Origin of the sequence: Brevibacillus sp. Leaf182, from assembly GCF_001423865.2 — a bacterium.
GTDB classification, from domain to species: Bacteria; Bacillota; Bacilli; order Brevibacillales; family Brevibacillaceae; genus Brevibacillus; species Brevibacillus brevis_C.
The window spans coordinates 126,229-149,211 of sequence record NZ_LMPN02000037.1 but is presented as its reverse complement, the minus strand read 5'-3'; the positions used below and the strand labels follow the sequence as shown (position 1 = coordinate 149,211).

The following is a 22,983-nucleotide window of genomic DNA, read 5'->3' as shown; positions in this document are numbered from 1 at the left end:
TAGTATATTTGTAAGCTTTCCAGATAAAAGAAATTTTGTTATTTTGAGATAGATAAGATGCACGGAGATTTTAGAAAGATAATTTTATTCGGAAAAAGTCATCTTTCTAAAATTTGTTTGTCATGAAACCTTTCCTGCCAGAAGGAAATGAATGCATGGGAAGGATTTTTTATCCTCTTTTATAACAACCTGATGCATTTTATTGAAGCTTAGGCACATTAGAATAAGTCAGGGGTCATACGACATGGAGTAGTGTATACGCCTTCGATACACGAGATGGCGAAGCTATGCCCTTCAAGACGTTTTATTACTACGAGTGGTTTGAATAAAGGGGAAAACGCTGTGGAAAACAATAACAGCTCTGATTACATGAAGTTATTTTGCTTGCCCTATGCAGGTGGTTCGGCCACTGTTTTTAGTAAGTGGAGACGAGAGCTGGACCCAAGAATTGAGCTGCTTCCGGTAGAGTTGGCGGGGAGAGGAAGGCGTTTTAAAGAACCGTGTTACCCATCCTTGGCCGACGGTGTAAAAGACGTTTCCTCCTACATAATGGAGCAGATTGGAGACAGCGAGTATTCGTTGTTTGGGCACAGTATGGGGTCTCTTTATATCTGTGAGCTTATGAAACAAATCCGAAAAAATGGCTGGAGAAAGCCGCGGCATCTATTTTTATCTGGCATGCATCCTCCACATATTCGGGACAAAAAAAAGATCCATCATTTGCCGGATGAAGAATTCATCCAGGAAATCATACAGCTTGGCGGTACCCCCAAAGAAGTAGCAGAGAACAAAGAGCTTATGGAAATTTTCACTCCTGTCCTGAGGGGTGATTATAAAAATGTAGAAGAGTATTTTTTGGTGGCAGATCAAGAAACGTGGGATATCGATATGACTGTCCTGACGGGAGATGATGATAACCTCGTAACATTGGATGATATTAACCAGTGGAGAAAATATACGAGCCAATCATGTACGATCGTAACTCTCCAGGGTGGACACTTCTTTATCAATGAGGAAGAAGAAAAGGTTATCGATATTATTAATAAAACGCTAACTGCATAAGACGTGCGCTGTAAGTAGCTAACCCTTGCCAATAATTGGTCGAGAGTTAGCTTTTTTCTGCTGTATACAAATTTGAAAAGGGAAATGGGAGTTTATCATGGGGTATAAATATGACGATCAGACGTATACAGGCTTAGAGATTGCTGTCATTGGCATGGATTGTAAATTTCCAAAAGCCGAGGATGTCCACCAATTTTGGGACAATCTCAAGAATGGAGTCGAAGGGGTATCTTTCTTTTCGGATGAGGAAATGATTCAATCCGGAATCGATCCAGCTCTATGCAACGATCCGAATTATGTGAAAGCAAAAGGGTATCTGGAAGGGATAGACTATTTTGATTCTACCTTCTTTGATTATACTCCCCGTGAAGCAACCGTACTGGACCCGCAAATTAGAGTTTTTCACGAAGTGGTAATGAACGCCTTGGAAAATGCGGGCTATAATCCTGAAACGTACAAGGGACAAATCGGTTTGTACGCAGGAAGTACCGAAAATGTGAATTGGCTGCTGAGACAGTTGCTGGTTGATGAGAACCCCACTTTCAATTTAAGCTTTCGCGAGTATTTATGTACGTCCATTTCCTACAAATTAAAGTTGAAGGGTCCAAGCGTCTCCGTACTAAGCGCATGCTCAACGTCATTGGTTGCGGTTCATCTCGCCAGCCAGGCATTATTAAACGGCGAATGCAGCATAGCGATTGCGGGCGGCGTACACATTTCCCTTCCGTCCAAAAAAGGCTATTACTATTCCGATGATCTCATTTACTCGCCCGATGGTCATTGTCGCGCGTTTGATGTCTCTTCGACAGGAACGCTCGTTAGTGACGGAGCAGGAGTCGTCGTCTTGAAAACATTGCAGGACGCGATAAAAGACCAGGACCATATTTATGCCATTATAAAAGGATCGGCGATCAATAACGACGGGCATCGGAAAGCGGGTTTTTCCGCGCCTAGTATTCAGGGACAAAAAGAAGTCATCGAGGCAGCTCTCCATATGGCGGAGGTAGATGCGGAATCAATCACGATGCTGGAAGCCCACGGGACAGGGACCAAAATCGGTGATGCCATCGAAGTGGAAGCTCTCAAAAGGGCGTATCAAACGAATAAAAGAGCATACTGCGCCATCGGTTCGGTTAAATCAAGTATTGGGCATCTGAATGAAGCGGCTGGTATTGCAGGCTTGATCAAAACGATTCTTTCGTTGGCAAACAGGCAAATTCCGCCGTCTCTTCACGTTTTGAACCCGAATCCCAAAATAGAGTTTGAGAATACTCCTTTTTTTGTTAATCACTCTTTGAAGGATTGGCATACGACAGATCAGCCACGACGAGCAGCAGTCAGCTCCTTTGGAATTGGCGGAACAAATGCACATGTAATCCTTGAGGAAGCGCCAATGCTTGAAAAGCAAGCGGCTACGGATGAACCTCAATTGTTTGTCTTTTCTGCCAAAACAGAAACCGCTTTGCAGCAGCAGATCAACCGCTTCAAAAATCACTTGAAACAACAGCCTGATATTGACCTGCGCGATGCGGCTTATACGCTTCAGGTAGGGAGAATGGCTTTGTCAAATCGTTTTTATTTGATAGCCGAAAGCTTCCAGGAGCTTTTCCATCAGTTAGATAGGAAAAATCTTTGGGTCAGAACACCGGAAAAAGGGGAAAAATCTATCCTCTACCTCATTCCGGAAATTTCCGGAGATCTACAAAGCGTTCAATTGGCCCTCTCGTTATACCAAAAGCATCGGCTGTTTCGAGAGGAAGTCACGCAATGCCTCAGCAAAATAGGTTCGAACAGTAAGGTCGATTTACGCCAATTGTTCGATCCAGGTGAAAAAGGGAGTCTGCAACTTCAAGCGATTCATTTTCTTTTTGCTTATGCTTTTGCAAAAGTAATGTTTACTTACCATGAGCAACCCTTTGGCATACTTGGCTTCAAGAGTGGAAATTTGGTAGCCGCCACTCTAGCCGAAGCCGTGGCGATCGAGCATTCGTTTGCGGCATTCATGGATAATGAGATCACAGCGATTACGGAAAACCAGATTCGCCAGCCTCGGATTCCCATGTTTTCTCCTGTAAATGGCGAAAAGCTTTCCAGAGAACAATTGAAGGACCGAGCTTTTTGGAGTACAGTACTGAATGCTTCGCTTTCCATACCAAAAGGGGTTTCCACTCTCTGCCAAACTCCGAAGATGGTGGTGGCTTTCCTAGGAAATAAGGAAAATGGAATTGGTGATCACACAGATTTGTCCATCCACGAGTGGATTTCTTTATGTACGAGCAGCATGGAAGACAGGCCCTCGGAAGCCTTTGTTTTGAAATGGATCGGGGAATTATGGAGTTCAGGAGTAAGCATCCATTGGGAAGCTTTACATAAAAAGGGTGCTAAAGGACGCATCCCTTTACCTACTTATCCTTTTGAGCGGAATCGCTACTTTTTGGATGATGACCCGGTACAGATCGGGAAAACCTTCCTGCAACAGGTCAAGGAACAATCATTGGTCCAAAAGGGCGTATCCGATTGGTATTACGTGCCGACGTGGAAAAGAGGTGCTCTTTCCAGTTTGCCTACTGGGAAAACGAAACAGCGAGCAGCTATCATTTTCCATGATGTAGAGCTGAATGCGACGATTTTGGAAGCGTGCAAACGGCATTATAAAGAGCCGTTTTTTGTAGCACGCGGGTGTCCTCCTGTCTCTGAGGCGGATAACGGTTATCTGTTAAGGGAAACGAGTAAAAGAGGCTTCAGCGATATTTTACAAGCATACTATCAGAAAACCAAAAACGAACCGGATGCGATCCTCTACTTTTCCCTTTTCCAGGATGATTTCATTGAAGAGGATCAGATGCAGGCCGAACGTATACTGGAAGAAACTTATTATGGCTTTCTGCATCTCGTCCAGGCACTAGATGAAATCAAAGGATCTACGGCGATTCAACTCTCTGTCGTTGCGAATCGTCTTTTTGACGTGCTTGGCGATGAAGAGATTAACCCTTGGAAAGCAACATTGCTGGGTTTAGTCCGTGGCATTCCATTGGAATTTCCTGATAGGAACTGCCATTTGATTGATATTTCTGGCCAGGAGCAGCTAGTCGCCTCTGGAATGGTCGAGACGCTTTTGTGCGAAATGGAAGGAAGTCAAGAGGACCTGTTTGCTTTGCGAGGAAAATCAAAATGGCTTCCTCTCTATGAGCGTACATCTTTGGAAACCCATTCAACCCTGAAGCTTATAGACGGGGGCACTTACCTGATTTCTGGGGGTACAGGTGGAATTGGATTGGAGTTGGCCGCTTATATCGCCAGTCACTGTAAGGCCAGTATTATTCTGCTTGGGCGATCATTCTTTCCTGCGAAGGATGAGTGGGGGAAATGGCTCCGAGACCACGGAAAGCAAGACCCCATCTCAGCCAAGATCAAACGGATTCAGGAGATCGAACAAAGCGGCGCACAAATTTACGTCTACCAGACGGATGTTTCTGATTTCTCTGCTCTTGCCTCGACTCTGTATCGTGCTCAGGAGGAAGTTGGCCCCGTTCAAGGTGTGATTCATGCGGCAGGACTTCCGGGCAGCGGCCTTATCCAGCAGATAAGCAAGGAGACGATGCACCAGGTCATCATGTCTAAGACAATGGGATGCATCAACTTAAATCGACTTCTGCGGGAAAACAATTTGGACTTTTTCGTGCTGTGCTCGTCTATCAGTACGATTTCCCCGATTATCGGGCAGTCTGATTATAATGCCGCCAATGCCTTTTTAGATGCGTATGCCGAGTATTGTAACCGGGAAGGGAAGCAGGCAATCACCAATGTGAAATGGGATGTTTGGAAAAATGTAGGGATGGCGGTACAGTCTGGGTTGTCAACCGCTCCTAGAAAAGAGCTTGATCATCCGCTCTTTGAATACCGTTTTCAGGCGGGTGACAAAGAACTGTTCTATTCAAAACTAAGCCTGCATCGTCATTGGGTCTTGCAGGATCATCGTACCAATGAACATGGAGTGCTATCAGGAACGACATTGCTTGAAATGGTTCGGGAAGCCGCTGATAACAGTATGCTGAAAAAGCCTTATCTCCTCCGACAAGTGCATTTCCACACGCCGATAACCGTGCGCGAGGAAGAGGAAAAAGAAGTCTTGCTCCTTTTCACTAAAAACAAGGAAAGCTATGACTTTATCATATACAGTCGTTTTCAGCATGACGAGCATACGTGGATTCCTCATGTTACCGGCACAATTGAAGCTACCCAGCACTCTGCAAGCACGATGGATCTGGAAGCTTTGAAGGAAAGCTGCGGAGACAAGCATGTACTGTTTACCGAAGAGGATCATCAAAAGCACGGAGGATATCTGAATTTCGGGAAGAGATGGCGCAATATTCGCGAAGTCATGGCGGGGTCAGATGAAGGGGTAGCCATCATTGAGTTGCCTGAAACGTATCAAGCCGATCTGGACGATTATCATCTGCATCCCGGTATGCTGGATACAGCGACAAGCTTTTTGCTCGGCTTTCTCAATAAACAGAAGATGTTTATTCCCTTGTCCTACGAATCAATTGCCGTCTATGGCAAAATGCCGCGCTGCATATACAGCTACAGCAAATATTTGGACAGCCGTTTTCCGCAGGAGGACTTGGCAAGTTTCGATATTCAGATCATGGATGAGTTCGGAAATATGATCATTGATATCCGCAACTATACCGTAATCGCGATATCCGAATCTGTTGCAGACCGGATAAGTGACGGAAAGAAGCAAAGCATACAGATTAATCTAGATAAATGGATGAACGCTGATGCTCACGGGGACGATTCCAGCCCGCTCGGAATCTTGCCGGAAGAGGGGCGTGAAATATTTGGAAAAATACTGACGTCTGGTGTTTCCAACCTGATCATTTCTACGATCGACATTGAAACCCGTTTACGCAAAAGCCATCACAGCACGGCTAATGGATGGAACGGATATGAACAGTCAGCAAGCAAAAAGATTCAGGCAAAACGGCCACCATTGTCTGTAGAGTATGTTCCTCCCCAAACGGATATCGAAAAAGCGCTGTGTGCCATTTATGAAAACTATTTAGGAATGGCTCCTATTGGTATCGCAGATGACTTTTTTGAGCTGGGTGGAGATTCTCTCAAGGCGATACATGTTAGCACGAACATCAGAAAACAGTTTGATAGCAATATCACGTTGACGGATTTATTCCAGTATAAAACGATCAAAAACGTAGCTGAATTCATCAAAACTAATAACCAAGTCGGACAATATCAAATAGCACCCGTCGAGGTTCAACCACACTACAAGACATCGCTTGCACAAAGACGCATCTTTTTCTTACAGGGCCTGATGCCAGATACGGTGGGGTACAATGAATCGACTGCCGTTTTGCTGGAAGGGCCGATTCATCTCAGAAAAATTGAAGAGATATTTGCCAAAATGATTGAGCGGCACGAAAGCTTACGCACTTCGTTTCAGGTACTGGAAGGTGAGATTGTCCAAATTGTACACCCCCGTATTGACTTCGAAGTGATTTGCTTGGAGTCCGATGAGCTTTCGGTTGAGCAAGATCTCGAGAAGTTTATTCAACCGTTCGATCTGGCGAGGGCGCCTCTTTTCCGAGTGGGATTAATCAAAATTGGAGAACAAAAGAGTATTCTGGCAGTGGACATCCATCATATTATTTCGGATGGAACATCCATTAGCTTATTGGTGAAAGATTTTTCTGAATTGTATAGGAACGTTTCGCTTCCTCCATTGAACGTCCAGTATAAGGATTACGCGGAGTGGCAGCACGACTTTTCACGGTCAACCGCTTATCGGGCACAAGAGGCCTATTGGTTGAATAAGTTGGGGGGAGCATTGCCTGTCCTGCAGTTGCCGACGGACTTCCCTCGCCCAGCATCCCTTAGCTTCCATGGTGATCGGATTAGTCTGGAGCTTGATCAACAATTGAGTGAGGGAATCAAGAAGTTTTCTCAGGAGAATCAGGTCACCTGGTTTATGACGATGTTGGCTGCCTATTATGCATGGCTGGCGAGACTCAGTGGGGATTCGGATATCCTGGTAGGAATTCCGCAAGCAGGCCGAAACCATGATGAGCTGAAAGAGATCGTAGGCATGTTTGTCAACTCCCTTGTTCTGCGTAATAAGCCAGAGAGGGAGAAAAGCTTCCTTGAATTGCTTCACGAAGTAAAAGCGAGTTTATTGGAAGCGCTGGAAAATCAGGATTTTCAAATCGAACAGATATTGGATCAACTAGATTTTAAGCGTGACCCAAGCCGTACATTCTTATATGATACGATCTTCAATTACCAGAGTATGAAGAATCAGACGGAAAGGGAAGGAACGTATTACGAGGACATAAAGTTATCGGCCTACCCGGTCACGGTAAAAACAACAAAAGCGGATCTGAATATTCATTTATACGAAACTGCCGCAGGGATTTATCTGGAATGTTACTACAGGACGGACTTGTTCAAGCAGGAGACAGTCCAATACATGTTTACCGAGTACCGCAAATTGCTTGAGTGCATCATCCAAAAACCCAACCTGCAGATTGGCGAATTGCCAATATTGAAACAGAGCGAGGGCTTGCACAGGGAGAATGGTGTTGTGCCGCTTTGCAAGTACCAGCCCTTTTCTTTCAAGGAGTCTACTGCCGCTCTTGTAAAACGGTTTGAAGAGCAGGTTGCCACCTATCCGAATCATGTCGCTGTCAAACATAACTTCGATACTTTGGAATATGGACAGCTGAATGCAAAAGTAAATCAGATTGCCCGAAAAATTTTAGAGCACTGCTCTCCAGAAAGCGTACAAACACCAGTTGCCCTTTTATTTGGGAACACACTCGAAATGGTAGTTGCCTTGATGGGTGCGTTGAAGGCAGGGGTTCCGTTCGTGCCGCTGGATCGAAGTGCTCCAATTGAGCGGTTGGCTTATATGATCGACGATGCGCAATCGAGCATTCTTTTGACCGATTCGGAAAACATAATCTTGGCTGGTGAAGTGGTAAGGAAGATTAACCAGGAAATCCAAACGATCAATTTGACGGACGGAACCAGTAACATTTCAGAAGAGAATTTGGATTTAAGCATAAAAGGTGAAGAAATTGCATTTATCCTCTATACTTCCGGCTCGACAGGAAGACCGAAGGGGGTCATGCAGAACTATCAAAACGTCTACTACTATCTCTCGCAGTTCACCCAGGTATTGAAAGTCCATCAGCGTGATCATATCGCATTGTTGACATCGTACAGTCATGCGATCGGCATCTTGGATATATTGGGAAGCTTGTTAAATGGGGCTACTTTGCATCTCTATGACATTAAGCTGGACGGTAGTATGACGCGATTCGCCAATTGGTTAAATCAGGAACGAATCACATTGTTCCACTCCGTTCCATCCGTGTTCCGCTTTTTTATGAAGAACCTGGATGACGGCATACGGCTTCCTCATATTCGCATGGTTTTATTAGGAGGAGAGGTCGTGTCCGGCACGGATTTTGAGTTGTACAAACAAAAACACGCGGATGACTGCTTGTTTGTCAATTTCCTGGGTTGTTCGGAATTGATGGTCATTTCGTTTTTCATCATGAACAAGGATACGGCAGTCCATCCTGCAAAAATTCCAGCCGGGTATGTCGTCGATGGCATAAATTTGCGCATTCTTAACGAAAACAACCAGGAAGTGAGTATTTACGAAGCCGGGCAACTCTACTATCAAAGCGAGTACCTCTCTCCTGGGTACTGGAACCGCCCAGAAGAAACAGAGAAGGCTTTTGCATACGATTTGCAAACAGGTAAAGGTCGATTGTACCGAAGCGGAGACTACGGCAGATTATTGCCAGATGGTTGCTTGGAATACAACGGCAGAAACGATTCCCAGTTGAAAATCAGAGGCTACAGGGTTGATTTGAATGAAGTAGAAAGTGTCATCGACGGATTGGATTGTATGGTAAAGAGTGTTGTTAAATCAACCGAGGATGCGAACAACGAACCGGTCATCGTTTCTTACTACGTATTGAAGGAACACGTATCAGAGAAAGAGATCATCGGCATGGTGAAGGAATTATTACCGAGCTACCTTGTTCCGCAATATTGGATGGAAATGAAATCGTTTGCCATGGTCGGACCGAATAAAATCGACCGCAGTGCTTTGCCAGCCTTGAATGTCAACATGCCAAAGAGCTCGCGTACGGCTCCACCGCAAAATCGCATGGAAGAACTGCTCCTAAAAATATGGCAAGAAACATTAGGAAAAGAGCAGATCGGAGTAGACGATGGATTTTTTGAGGTTGGTGGTCACTCGTTGATGTTGATGCAAGTTCAAAACAATCTGGAGAACGAACTGCAAACAACGATTGAGATGGCTGATTTGTTCAAATATCCAACCATACGTTCGTTGGCTTTGTTTTTACAAGACAAGCAGCAGAACAAAAATGATTATTTGCAGCAAAGCATGCAGCGGGGCGAGCTTAGAAAAAGCCTGCGCCAGCAACGGGGAAAACGGTAAAAGGCCATCGGGGAGACAGGAAATCGGGGCGCCTCGCGCTCCGGGTGACTCCTCCTGCTTTGGACATTTGAAGGGTAAAGGAGAAGGGTATGCAAAAAAGTGTCGTGTTTGACTTCGATGGAGTGATTATTGATTCGCTAGAAGTACAGCGTAAGGCATTCTTTGATAGCTTTCAGCTCGTTTCCAATGGTCCGCTTCCCTCTTTTGAGGAGTTTCTGGGGCACAGTGGGGATTCCATTCCCAACATTTTCAGTAAAATGAACCTGCCACTTAGCATGGTTGAACATTATCGGAGAATAGCCAGCTCCAATATCCACCTGATTGAGATTGTAGAGGGGATGGAGGAGATTTTGCGCTTCATCCAAAACGAAGGATGGAAATGCGGATTATGTACGGGAAAAGATCGCAAGCGAACCATCCACATCCTGAAAGAATTCGAGCTGATTGATTATTTTGACACAGTAGTCTGTTCGGATGATGTAACCCATCCGAAGCCGCATCCGGAAAGCCTTCTGCTCGCCATCGAACAACTGCACTCCAATGTTGATCACTCTGTATTTGTTGGAGACGGAAAAAACGATCTCATCTGTGCCAGAGAGGCGGAGGTCAAAAGCATTGCGGTCGCATGGGGCCATAATTCAGTAGAAGTGCTCCAGCAAGAATCGCCTAGCTATTTTGCCTATAGCGTCGATGAACTCAGACATGCGTTGCAAACCCTTTTTCATCATCCAAGAGTTTCATTATGAAAAGCGGGAGTGATGTGAGTGATGGATGAAGATGTAATCCATTCAAAAATTGCCATCATTGGCATGGCCTGCCGTGTTCCCGATGCCGACACCCCTTTGGCTTTTTGGCGAAATATCGTCAACGGTGTGGAATCCATCAAGACGTTTACAAATGAGGAGTTAAGGGATGCAGGTATTCCGGTCAATCTCCTCAACGACCCTCAATATGTAAAGAGAGGAGCTATCCTCAAAGATACAGAGTATTTCGATGCAGGCTTTTTCCGTTATTCCGAAAAGGATGCAGAGATTACCGACCCGCAGCACCGTGTCTTTCTCGAATGTGCCTGGGAGGCGCTAGAAGATGCTAGTTGTGTGCAGGACATAGAGCAGCAAGTGGTAGGAGTTTACGCCAGCTCTTGTATCAGCAGCTATTTTTTGCGTCTTTATTCAGATCCGGAACTTGTGCAAAGACTGGGGCACGTGCAAATCGGCATTGGCAATGAAAAAGATTTTTTGGCATCGAAGGTTTCGTTTAAATTGGGTTTGCGTGGGCCTTCCGTCAATGTGCAAACGGCATGCTCCTCCTCCTTGGTCGCAGTCCATTTAGCTAGTCAAAGTCTATTGAATGGCGAGTGTGACATTGCATTAGCAGGGGGCGTGACGATCCGAAGTGAGCAAACAGGAGGGTATGTCTTCCAAAAAGAAGGCATGGTCTCCCCAGATGGTCATTGTCGTGTCTTTGATACAGATTCCGCAGGTACTGTTTTTGGAAATGGGATCGGGATTGTTGTTTTGAAGCGCTTGGCGGATGCCATTCGTGATCGCGACAACATACAGGCTGTCATCTGCGGTACTGCCGTCAATAATGACGGAGATGAAAAGATTGGGTATACGGCGCCGAGTCCAATCGGACAAGCGCAAGTCATTCATGAGGCGCTGACGGTTGCCAACGTCTCTCCACGAGAAATCAGTTACATTGAAACGCATGGAACCGGGACTGAACTGGGTGACGCAGTTGAAATAAAGGCGCTTAAAGAAGTATTTCAAGCAGAAGCAACCCAGCCCCAATTTTGCGCCATCGGGTCTGTCAAACCCAATATCGGCCACCTGGATACCGCAGCAGGCATCATTGGCTTGATCAAAACGACTCTTGCCTTGAAGCATCAAGTGATTCCTCCTTGCATTAACCATGAGCAGCCGAATCCCAAGCTGTCATTCGAGCAAAGCCCGTTTTATGTGAACACAAAGCCTCGTTTATGGAAAGAAGTGAGCCATTCCCCAAAGGGAGGCGTTAGTTCTTTTGGAATAGGAGGGACTAATGCCCACGTAATTTTGGAAGAGGCTCCTTCCTTTCCTTCAGATGCTTCTTTTAGACAGCAGCATCTCTTATTGTTTTCAGCTAAAACGGAGAAGGCATTAGAGAATACTTGCAAGAAAATGGCGCAATTTTTCCGTGAGCATCCCCGACTTCCCCTTGCGGATGTGTCCTATTCATTGCAAACTGGGCGTGTTCATTTTCCTTATCGAAAAATGGTGGTTTGCTCTTCAGTCGCAGAAGCTGTTCACTTGCTTGAAACAGGAAGGGGCGACGTATCCAAAAGGGAAAAAGAAGAGCTGCGTACTGGGCTTCTGTTTTCGCCGCAAAGTCAAGCGATTCTCAAAATTGGGTACGAGCTGTACCGGACTGAAAAGGGCTTTGCCCGTATCATTGACGGCTATCTCCATGCCTGGACAACATCAGGAACAGTTGATGTACCTAGCATCGAGAGCATCTTGAAGGGTAGTAGGCTTGATCATCATGAGGACAAGCTGGACTCTATGTATGTGGAAATGAGTCAGTTCATTTACCAAAGTGCATTGGCTGACTTTATGGTTTCTCTCGGAATCAAACCCCATGTGGCGATTGCAGAGGGGACAGGCATATTCTCCGCTGTCTATCATGCGAAGTTATTATCTATGAATGATCTGGTTAGAATCATTGTTCTAAAACACAAGTGGCTTCATTCTGCAAAGGAACAACAAAGCCGGATGGAAGAAGAACTCGCTTTTGTATTACGGACGATGAGAGTAGGGAGGAATGATCTGGAGGTTATATTCAGCGGCTCTCCCATCACGAGCGAGCTGATTCGTGACACAGATTTTTGGTTGCACAACATGCAAAAACTCTCTGTTACATCCTCAACGGAGAACTACCTCATGGAGAGGGACATTCACCTTCTAATTGAGATGGGGATGAAGCATCGGGATTGGTCTGAATGCGAACCTCTACCTGTCATCCAACTGTTGCGTTCGCAAGAAATGACGGAATCGACAGAATGGTATTTTTATAACAGTCTAGGGGAGATATGGAAGCAAGGGGGCTCAATTCATTGGAAAGAACTGTATTCTGGCGAGAACAGAAACCGCCTGTCCCTCCCCACCTATGCCTTTGACAGAGACAAGTATTGGTTTGAGAAGAAAGATCGAGCGACACAACAACATGCCATTCGTAAAAATGAGCTGGAGAATTGGTTGTATCGTCCCGTATGGAAACAGCACAACGGATTGGGCCGTACACGTATGGACGACCAGTCTGATTCCTATTTAATCTTTACTGATACTAGCGGAATAGGAGAAGGAGTTAAACAAGCCCTGTTAGCAAAAGGAAAACGGGTGTGTACCGTAAAAGCTGGCCGTACATTTTCCAAGCTGGCCCCACATGAGTACGAGATTCATCCGGAAGAGACCGAGCAGTATCTCACGTTGTTACGAGAAGTTTTTCAACCGGGACAGGTCTGGAAAGTCGTTCACATGTGGAGTCTTTTAGATGAGCCCTCGTTCTTTGAAAAGGATGTCTCCCAGCATGTACAGACGCCCACTTTTTACAGCTTATTGCACATGGGCAAATCTTTTGGGATGCTTGATCCCCAGCAGCCGATTCAGTTATTTGTTATCGCATCTGCGTCTCAGTCCATTATTGGGAACGAAGCTTTGTCGCCGTATTATGCTACTGCCTTCGGAGCTGTCCAGGTTATTCCACAAGAATTTGGAAATGTCCATTCCGCATATTTGGAAATTTCGGCGGAAGAGTTCCAGAAGCAGAAACAGATCGGCATGAAATTGCTCGTTGAGGAGTTGGTCAAACAAGATCCGGAAAAAATGATGGCCATCCGCTACCGTCACAAATGGGTGCGAACGTACGAACCCATTCTCTTTGATCTGCCCGTTGCTTCCGATCGTAAAGCTAGAGGGGTTCATCTGGTTTTAGGAGGTTTGGGCGGGATTGGCTTGACAGCAGCAAGCGCGCTGGCTCATCAGGGCCCAGCTACAATTATTTTGACTGGACGCTCACAGTTCCCTCGGGAAGATCACTGGCAGGAGTATCTGGCCAACTCTCCTGACAGCGATCCTACCCATCAGAAAATTCGCGAAATCATGCAACTGAAAGCACTGGGCGCACAGGTTCATCTGTATCAGGTAGATGTAAGCGATGAAGCACAAATGAAGGCCCTATTGGAAGAGATCGACGAGAGGTTTGAGCGGATTGACGGTGTTATCTTCTCGGCGGGCAGAGTCGTAAGCGATTTCTTCCAGCACTCGATTGCCCATATCAATCGGAACATGTGTGAAGCAGAGTTTTCTGTGAAAATAAGAGGTATCCTCATTCTTGAAAAGCTCATTAGAGATAGAGAGATTGCGTATTGCATGGTGAACTCTTCCCTTTCTTCGATTCTCGGTGGGATTGGACTGGTTGCCTATACGGCGGCCAACCAATTCATGGATAGTTTTGTCCAAAAGATAAATCAAGAGCAGAGTCAAACCAGATGGATGTCCGTCGGCTGGGATGCTTGGAACTTCTCGGTTTCTGATTCAGGCAACCGTACAGCTGCGAGTGAACGTATGGAACAACTGATCACTCCCGCAGAAGGTAGACAAATTTTTGCTTATTTGTACTCTCTCATCCATCAAGAAGAGCATGTTATTGTTTCCACAACAGACCTGGAGCCAAGGCTCGCCCTTTGGGTCAACCGGCCCCGATACAAAGGGGAAGGGCTTAAGAGCCAAGGGCGGAAAGAGTTGTCCATGGAGATGTTGCTGCAAGAAACGATTCAAGATTACATTGGGAATACGAAAATGGGCTTGGACGACAATTTCTTTGATGCAGGAATCACTTCGATGGATATTGTAGGGATCAATGATATCCTTCAGAAGAATATGGATAAGCCCGTTCTGATTTCTTCATGGTTTGAATATCCGACCATTCGCAAGCTGGCAGGGTATTTGAAAGGGCAAGACAAGGGAATGGAAGCAAACGATCACGGCTTTGATCGCTCCGAGATAGTCCATAAAGGGATCGATAAATTAAAAATGCTGCGAAAAAAGGGGAAGGAGGTTCGAAATGGCTGAGACTCGAAACTTCAACGGCTTGGAAATCGCCGTGATCGGCTTATCCTGCCGCTTTCCGGGAGCAAACAATCGCCAGCAATTCTGGAATAACATCAAGGATGGATTGGACTCTGTTACGTTTTTTACCGATGAGGAGCTCAAAGCAGAAGGAGTACCGCCTGAACTCATTCAGAATAAAAACTATGTAAAAGCCGGCGCGATCATCAATCAGTTTGAATATTTCGACGAGCGTTTTTTTGGATATAGCCCAAAAGATGCCCTGGTCATGGACCCGCAGGTTCGGCTGTTTCACGAGGTTGCCTGGGAAGCCATGGAAGACGCCGGATATATTCCTGACAGTTATTCCGGATTAATCGGCGTTTTTGCAGGGGCATCGAGCAATTATAACTGGAATGCTAGAGTTTATTCCTATGAAGGAGAGCATCGCGATCTCTTCTCCGAAATCCAATTGAGCAACAAAGATTTTCTAGCCTCACGAATTTCCTACAAATTCAATTTAAAAGGACCCAGCTTGACACTAACGACCGCTTGCTCCACGTCGTTAACTGCCATTCATACTGCCTGCCGCAGTTTACTTAGTGGTGAATGTGACATGGCGCTCGCTGGGGGCATTTCCATTTTGATTCCGAATAAAAGCGGATATCTGTATGAAGAAGGGCTCTTTCTATCGAAAGACGGACGAATTCGTGCCTTTGACGAAAAAGCATCAGGCATCTTGTTTGGAAACGGGATCGGGGTGGTCGTATTAAAGCCGCTAGAAAATGCACTGGCGGATAAAGACCATATTTGGGCCATTATCAAGGGAAGCGCCATCAACAACGATGGAAACCGTAAAGCGGGATATATGGCGCCAAGTGTTGAGGGACAGAGAGAAGTCATTCAAAGCGCATTGCAACTCTCCGATGTAGAGCCGGAGAGCATCTCGTACATTGAAACCCATGGGACTGGGACACAACTGGGTGATTCCATCGAGTTTACAGCGCTAAAACAAGTTTTTCATGATCGGCAAACCAAATGTGTCTTGGGCTCGGTCAAAAACAATATTGGCCATCTGGATGCAGCATCGGGTGTGGCGGGCTTCATGAAGACCGTACTCGCTCTGAAACACCGCCAGATCCCTCCCATGATCCATTTTTCTAAGAGCAATCCGATTTTGGAAATGGAGAAAAGTCCGTTCACAATCAACACAAAGTTGAGTGAGTGGAGCGATGGGCCATTTCCGTTACGGGCAGGGATTAGCTCGTTTGGCGTTGGGGGGCAAAATGCGCATTTGGTTTTGGAGGAAGCCCCTGAGGTCGACGAGTCGGTGAAGGATGAGGAGCAGCCTCACCTTATTTTACTGTCCGCCCAAAACAGCGAATCGCTGGAAAAGATGGCCGAAAACCTGGCGAAGCATGTGGAGGAACATCCCCAGACCAGGTTGCGTGATATTGCTTATACATTGCAAATGGGGCGAAAATCCTTTGAATATCGCAAGCCAATTGTTTGCCAAAGCAGCGCGGAGCTGATCCGTGCCTTGAAAGATAAAAATCCCCGTCAATCACAGACTTACCGGGCAGATGGACAGTCTGAACAAATCGTGTTTATGTTCTCCGGTCAAGGATCCCAATACGTCAGCATGGGACGAGAACTCTATGCAAAAGAGGAGATTTTCCGGAAGCACCTCGATCATTGTTTCGCTATCCTACAACGATACTCGGAGGTCGATTATCGATCCATTCTGTTTCCAAAAGATAATGATCGGGATCAAGCCAGGGAAGCGATAGCGAGTTTGGATCATGGACAAGTCATTCTGTTTGCTTTCGAATACGCATTAGCCCGGTTATTGATGGAATGGGGAATACAACCAGATGTTGTGATCGGGTACAGTCTGGGCGAATATATCGCGGCGACGATTGCGGGGCTGTTTACCCTAGAACAGGCGATTCAACTGGTTGTCAAACGTGGGGAGTTATTTCAGCTACTGCCGGATGGATTGATGCTCAGTATTCCGCTTTCGGTAGAGGAAGTGACTCCTTTCTTGTCTGAATCGCTGGAAATTGCCATTGATAACCAAGTGTCTTGCGTAGTTGGCGGACCCAAACATTTGGTATTGAACCTAGAAGAGAAGCTGAAACAAAACAAATGGATCTGCACACCTCTTCCTTTTCCGAAAGTGATTCATACGTCACGGGTCGAATCGATATTGGATGATTACCAGACGGCCTTTCAACCAGTTGCGTATCAGCCGATGCAGATTCCGTTTATCTCCAGTGTAACAGGAGACTGGGCAGGGCAAGAAGATCTGGGCACCAGCGAATATTGGATCAATCAGCTAAAAGATACGGTGCGGTTTACGAAGGCAATCCAGCTACTAGCGGATCAACGCGCTATTTTTATCGAAATCGGGCCCGGGCATGATTTGAGTGCTTTGGCAAAACGTACGTTGGGCTCAGATCCCTCTCAAAAAATACTAAACCTCATCCCGTTTGCAAACAGCAATGTCTCGGAGCACCACCATTTATACAAGCGGCTCGGCAAGCTGTGGCAATACGGGGTGACCATAGATTGGAACCAATTGAATCCACAGGGAACACGAATCCCATTGCCTACTTATCCATTTATGCGAAAGAAATTCTGGTTGGAAGACACGGCACTTCAAGCCAATGCTACAAATCAATCGAAACAGTTGGTAAGGAAAAACATCGAGGATTGGTATTACGTTCCGTCATGGAAGCGGCACACACCTATCCTTTCTTCCAAAAACAATGTTCACAAAGAAAAGCGGCGATTGATTTTTGCCGAACAGTCCCTGATCAGTGAGCTTCTGACGCAAAAAATAAAACAGTTGAGCAAACAATGTATCGTTGTTTATAAAAGCGAGCATCGACAGAAAATAAATGACAACGAATTTGCGATCAATCCGAGCAAAGACGAGGATTATGGCTGGCTCTTTCAAGAATTGAAAGCGAGTTCGTTCACGCCAGATGAGACCATTCATATGTGGAGCTTGCTGCTTGAACAGGAAGAGGGCTTCACGTTATCCGATTTAGATACATCTCTCGATAACGGGTATTATAGTTTGCTAGCCATTGCCAAGGAATTCGGCTTGCATTTCTATGAGCAATCGATGGAGTTGAAAGTCATATCAAATGGGGTCTGTGAGGTTACTGGCTTTGACCGGAATGAACCGCAAAAGTCTATCATACTGGGACCAATCAAAGTAATTCCGCTTGAATACCCGGCGATTCGATGCAGCTTCTTTGATATGGACATCACACCGAGGTCCATGGATATGGACAAAGCTCTCGATTCTTTCCTCCTGCCATTTCTCTCGCAAGATTGGAACGGTGTGGTTGCCTATCAAAACAAGTATTTTTGGCTGCCAGCATATGATGCCATCTCCACTCATGCCCAGGACGGCATAGAGCTGAAGCAAGGCGGCAAGTATTTAATAACAGGCGGTTTGGGCGGGATTGGCCTCGCCGTTGCCAAATTTTTGGCGCAAAAAGCGCAGGCGACCCTGATACTGGTGGGAAGATCTGCATTTCCTCCGAAGGAAACATGGCAGGAGTGGCTTTCGGAACACCAGCCCGATGATGGGGTGAGCCGAACAATTCGCCAGTTATTGGAGATCGAGCGAGTTGGTGGGAACATTCACATCATGAATGCTGATATCAGCGACAAGAGCCAAGTGCAAGAACTAATGAAAAAAGTTGATAGTCTACCTGGAGAACTGACAGGAGTGATCCATGCAGCAGGTGTGCCTGATGGGGAAATGATACAACGCTGCACACGAGAAAACGCTAAGAAGATGTTAGCAGCAAAGGTAGAAGGTACTTACTTTCTTTATGAGATTCTTCGCGAAAGGCCACTGGATTTTTATATCCTGTTTTCATCACTGAGTGCATACATTCCCGCAATCGGGCAGGCGGGTTACTGCGCAGCAAACTCTTTCCTGGACTCATTTGCAATTTATTGCCATGGAAATAAAAGTAATTTCCCTGTTCTATCAATCAATTGGGAGAGATGGAGAGGGACAGGGATGGCCCGGCAAATTGAAGAGAAGCATAGGCAATTGACTGGTGAGGAGCTAGAGAATGCCATAACAGAAGAAGAAGGCCTGCACATCTTTTCCCGGATAGGCACGATTCAGATTCCGCAGGTTGTCATTTCTGCCTATGACCTGAATGAGCTCACGACCCGGTATCATGATGCGAAAATTCACCTTATTTCAGAGGAAATCGCCTTTGATTACCCTCAGCCTTGTAACACGGAGACGTATGAACGGCCTGATTTGACAACTGAATATACCGCTCCGCAAAACGAGCGGGAACGAAAGATCACAGAGGTATGGGAAGCACAGTTTGGCGTGAGACCAATCGGGGTTCACGACAGCTTGTTTGAATTGGGTGGAGACTCCATTATGGCTCTCTCCATTCTGGGAAAAATCCAAAAGCTGTTCAACGAGCGCATTCCCATGGCGCATTTTCTTAACCATCCTACTGTTGGCGGCATTTCCGCCTATCTGCAACAAACCAATCCAAGTAGGGAGGGCGGGATACACCCTGTAGCGCGAAAGGACTACTATCCGCTGACATCGGTTCAAAAGCGAGTCTATTTCTTGCAAAAGATGCATCCTTTCACGACGGTATACAACAATCCCGGCGTGTATCAATTAGAGGGGGACATCGATCCGAAAAGTATTGAGCAAATCTTTCAAAAGCTCATCGAACGTCATGAAATTTTCCGGACCTCCTTTGGCTTCGTAGGGCAAGAGGTAGTTCAGACTGTTCATGAAACCATTCCATTCACCATCGAGGAGCTGGTCCTGACCGAGGAAGGAATGGATGCGGCAATCTCTGGGTTTATTCGGCCGTTTGAACCGGAAAAAGCTCCCCTTATTCGGATTGGCTATGAGCGAAATCAAAAGATGCTGCTCATAGATATGCATCATTTGATTTCAGACGAAATGTCCTATCAATTGTTGATCAGAGATTTCCTGTCTTTCTTTAAAGGTGAAGAATTGCCAGTTCTACCTGTGCAGTACAAGGATTACGCTGAATGGCAATCTTCGATGAAAGTCAGCCCTGCATTCGAAAGACAGAAACAGTATTGGCTGGATCAATTCGCGAATGGTGAGCATGAGAATAAGCTCCAATTGCCGACGGATTTCAAGCCGCCTCTCATTCAAAGTTTTGACGGGGACTTCATTCAGTTTCACATCGATGAACATACAACAGAACGCTTCAAGCGTATGGTGAAAAAGGAAGCCGTTACAGTAAATATGGGTCTGCTGGCTCTTTATGCTGCTCTCCTATCCAAACTGTGCCAGCAAGAAACAGTAATCGTCGGAACACCTGTGTCTGGAAGGAAACAGACGGAGCTAGAGAACCTCATCGGACCCTTTGTTGATACAGTTGCCCTAAAACTATGTGTCGATGCAGCTACCTCCTTTTCAAAATTGCTGCAAGTCGTCAAGCAAACCATCTCTTCTGCATTGGATCATCAGGATTATCCATTTGAAGAGCTGATTAACAGCTTGGACATTCAGCGAGATTTGAGTAGGAACCCTTTATTTGAAACCATGTTCAGTTTTCGAGATGTCTACGACAAGACAGATCAGATCGGTGGAGTGAAGGAAATCACTTCGCTTTACAAGCACAAAACAGCCATGTTCAGCATTCGCTTTACCGCTTGGGAGGAAGGTTCACAAATAGGTTGTGAGATTGAATATTCCACGAACCTGTTTGCAAGAAAAACGATGGAGCGTATGGCTCGTTATTTTGAAGATTTGATGAAACATGTTATAGACGAGCCATCAATAGCTTTGTCAGAAGTACAGATGGTACCCGAAAACGAAAAACAGCAAGTGCTCGTAGGTTTTAACCAAACTCGACGTCAAGTAGACCTTAGTCAAAACGTCGTGTCGTTGTTTGAGAGCCAAGTGGAAAAAAATCCAGAAAAAATAGCGATAACCATTGGTACATCATCTTTGAGTTACCGAGAATTGCAACATGCGGCAAATAGGTTAGCTCGTTATTTGCAAAAAAAGGGGGGAATGCAGGAAAAACCAGTGGGAATATACATCGAGCGCTCATTGGAGATGGCCATCGCTATGATGGCTGTGTTAGTAGCGGGAGGCTCGTATGTTCCGATCGATGCCAGCATTCCTCTCCAGCGTCTGCAACAAATCAAAGAGGAAGCTGGATTAGACGTGATCATTTCCACCAGCGATTTGTTGGCAGACACCAAGCTCTATTTCCAAAGCACGGTGCTTCTGGATCAGGAGTGGGACGAAGTTTTGCAAGAGTCGTCTACTCCATTGAACGTTACTGTCGAACCGTCACAGACGGCTTATATCATCTTTACATCCGGTTCCACAGGCAAGCCAAAAGGGGTCATGGTTCCGCATCGTGCATTGAGCAATTTTCTGCTATCCATGTCGAGAGAACCAGGCATGACAGCGGAGGATAAGCTTCTATCGGTGACAACCTTCTCCTTTGATATTTTTGGGCTGGAACTGTTCTTACCGCTCATTACCGGAGCGACGGTAATACTCGCAACCAAAACGGAAATGGGCGACGGCAACCAGTTAAGGTTATTGCTCGAAACACACGGAATCACAGTAATGCAGGCGACACCAGCCACGTGGAAAATGATGATCATGTCGGGATGGTCAATCAGTCCGCAATTGAAGGCTCTATGCGGCGGAGAAAGCCTGCCAACAGATTTGGCCCGGGAAATGCTCGAGAGGGTTGGATCTTTCTGGAATATGTATGGACCAACGGAAACCACAATATGGTCGACTGTTTCCGAGATTACAGATGCGGAACAGCAGACGATTGGCAAGCCCATTGACAATACGCAAATCTATATTTTAGACAGTTTTAATAAACCCGTTCCATTGGGAGTATACGGGGAAATGTATATAGGCGGCATGGGTGTGGCCTCCGGGTATGTGAACAATCCGACGCTAACGGCTGAGAGGTTTGTAGCCAATCCATTCGATAGCGACCTGCACCCTAAGATGTACAGAACGGGAGACATCGCTCGGTTTTTGGCGGATGGCACTATTCAATGTGCGGGCAGAGTCGACGATCAGGTGAAGATCCGAGGTTTTCGCGTTGAGCTGTCCGAGATAAAAGCAATTATTTCCTCGTATCCAGGGATTCAGGACAATGTCGTAGTGCTAGATACGATAGTGGAAAGTGCCGGGAAATCCGGCGGGGTTGATGACAGGTGCTTAACAAGCTACCTGGTACTAGGGACAGATAAGGCTGTCAGTTTTGGTGAGCTGAAAGGGTTCTTGCTGGAGCGTTTGCCAGCTTATATGGTCCCGCAGCAATTTTTCGTCATTGAGAAAATCCCGTTGAACAGCAACCAAAAAATAGACAGGAAAAAGCTGAAATCCCTGCAACAAATCCAACTCGTCAGTTCCAATCCATTTAAACAGCCGACTACCGAAGTGGAAGAACAGCTTACTTCCATTTGGAAAGAGCTATTGCACTTGGAGAGAATCAGCACCGCAGATTCCTACTTCGATTTAGGTGGGACATCACTTAGCGTTGTACTGATGCAGGAAAAAGTAAGAGAAGTTTTCGAGCTGCAAATCCATGTGGCGGATATTTTTACACATCCGACTATTGAAAAATTGGCTGCCTATATCGAGATGAGCATCTCAGCATCGCAAGGTGAGGAAATGCGTGGGGTGAAACTGCCCGTCAATTACTTCTTGTCAACAAATGATCGAGGTGAAAACCTTCCGTTGGCGTTGGAATTGGCCTCAACCACCGCACAGGGCTTATTCCAAATCTCCCGGTTCCATGAGATGCGGGTCGAGGAAGTCATGCTCTCTCTGCTTTTTTATTTGTTGAAACAAGTGTCAAATGAAGATTGCATTTCTATTCATCTGTTGAACAAGCAAGAGCAGGTCCAGACAGTGACAATTGATTTTTCCAACATGACCGATTTTGACTCACTTTTCCTGACGGTCAAGGAAAGCATCAAAAACGATAATCGTCTGAATGTACTTGCAGATCCTTACCACATGGGACGGAAACAGGATAAAACCTTGTATTTCCTGTATCCGTTGACCCCTTCTGTTCCTAGCAGAGCTTTGTCTTCATTTAATGCGATATGGAGATGGGAAGTGGACAACCAGGAAAGGATCAAGGTTTATCTGGACTACGACAGCTTGCTATTTAAAGCCACAGAATTGAAAAAATTGGTGCAAGGCTTTGCCCATTTGGCGAAGCAATTGGTTTCAAATGTTGTTAATACGTAACAGTGTTAGCCAAGTTGGGCACGTTCTCTTAAAAGCGTGCCCAG

The 22,983-nt window shown here is 45.8% G+C and carries 5 protein-coding genes; all 5 read left to right on the top strand.

Annotation, left to right across the window (positions count from 1 at the left end; all coding sequences use genetic code 11):
* The first annotated feature begins 342 nt into the window (after window positions 1-342).
* On the top strand, window positions 343-1,062 hold the full coding sequence (locus ASG16_RS28050) for a thioesterase II family protein (protein ID WP_241970847.1): 720 nt from the start codon (window positions 343-345) through the stop codon (window positions 1,060-1,062).
* Between the two features lie 97 nt (window positions 1,063-1,159).
* Entirely contained in the window at window positions 1,160-9,562 is an 8,403-nt protein-coding gene (locus ASG16_RS28045) for a type I polyketide synthase (RefSeq protein WP_056487459.1), read from the top strand.
* 89 nt (window positions 9,563-9,651) lie between these two features.
* Window positions 9,652-10,308: an HAD family hydrolase gene (locus ASG16_RS28040; RefSeq protein WP_056487456.1), complete on the top strand. Its 657-nt coding sequence runs from the start codon at window positions 9,652-9,654 to the stop codon at window positions 10,306-10,308.
* Between the two features lie 21 nt (window positions 10,309-10,329).
* Window positions 10,330-14,673, top strand: a complete 4,344-nt coding sequence (locus tag ASG16_RS28035) for a type I polyketide synthase (protein WP_056487453.1) — start codon at window positions 10,330-10,332, stop codon at window positions 14,671-14,673.
* The gene (locus ASG16_RS28030) at window positions 14,666-22,939 is read left to right on the top strand and encodes a hybrid non-ribosomal peptide synthetase/type I polyketide synthase (protein WP_056487450.1); all 8,274 of its coding nucleotides are present in this window, start codon (window positions 14,666-14,668) and stop codon (window positions 22,937-22,939) included. Before ASG16_RS28035 ends, ASG16_RS28030 begins: the two co-directional genes overlap by 8 nt.
* Window positions 22,940-22,983: the final 44 nt, after the last annotated feature.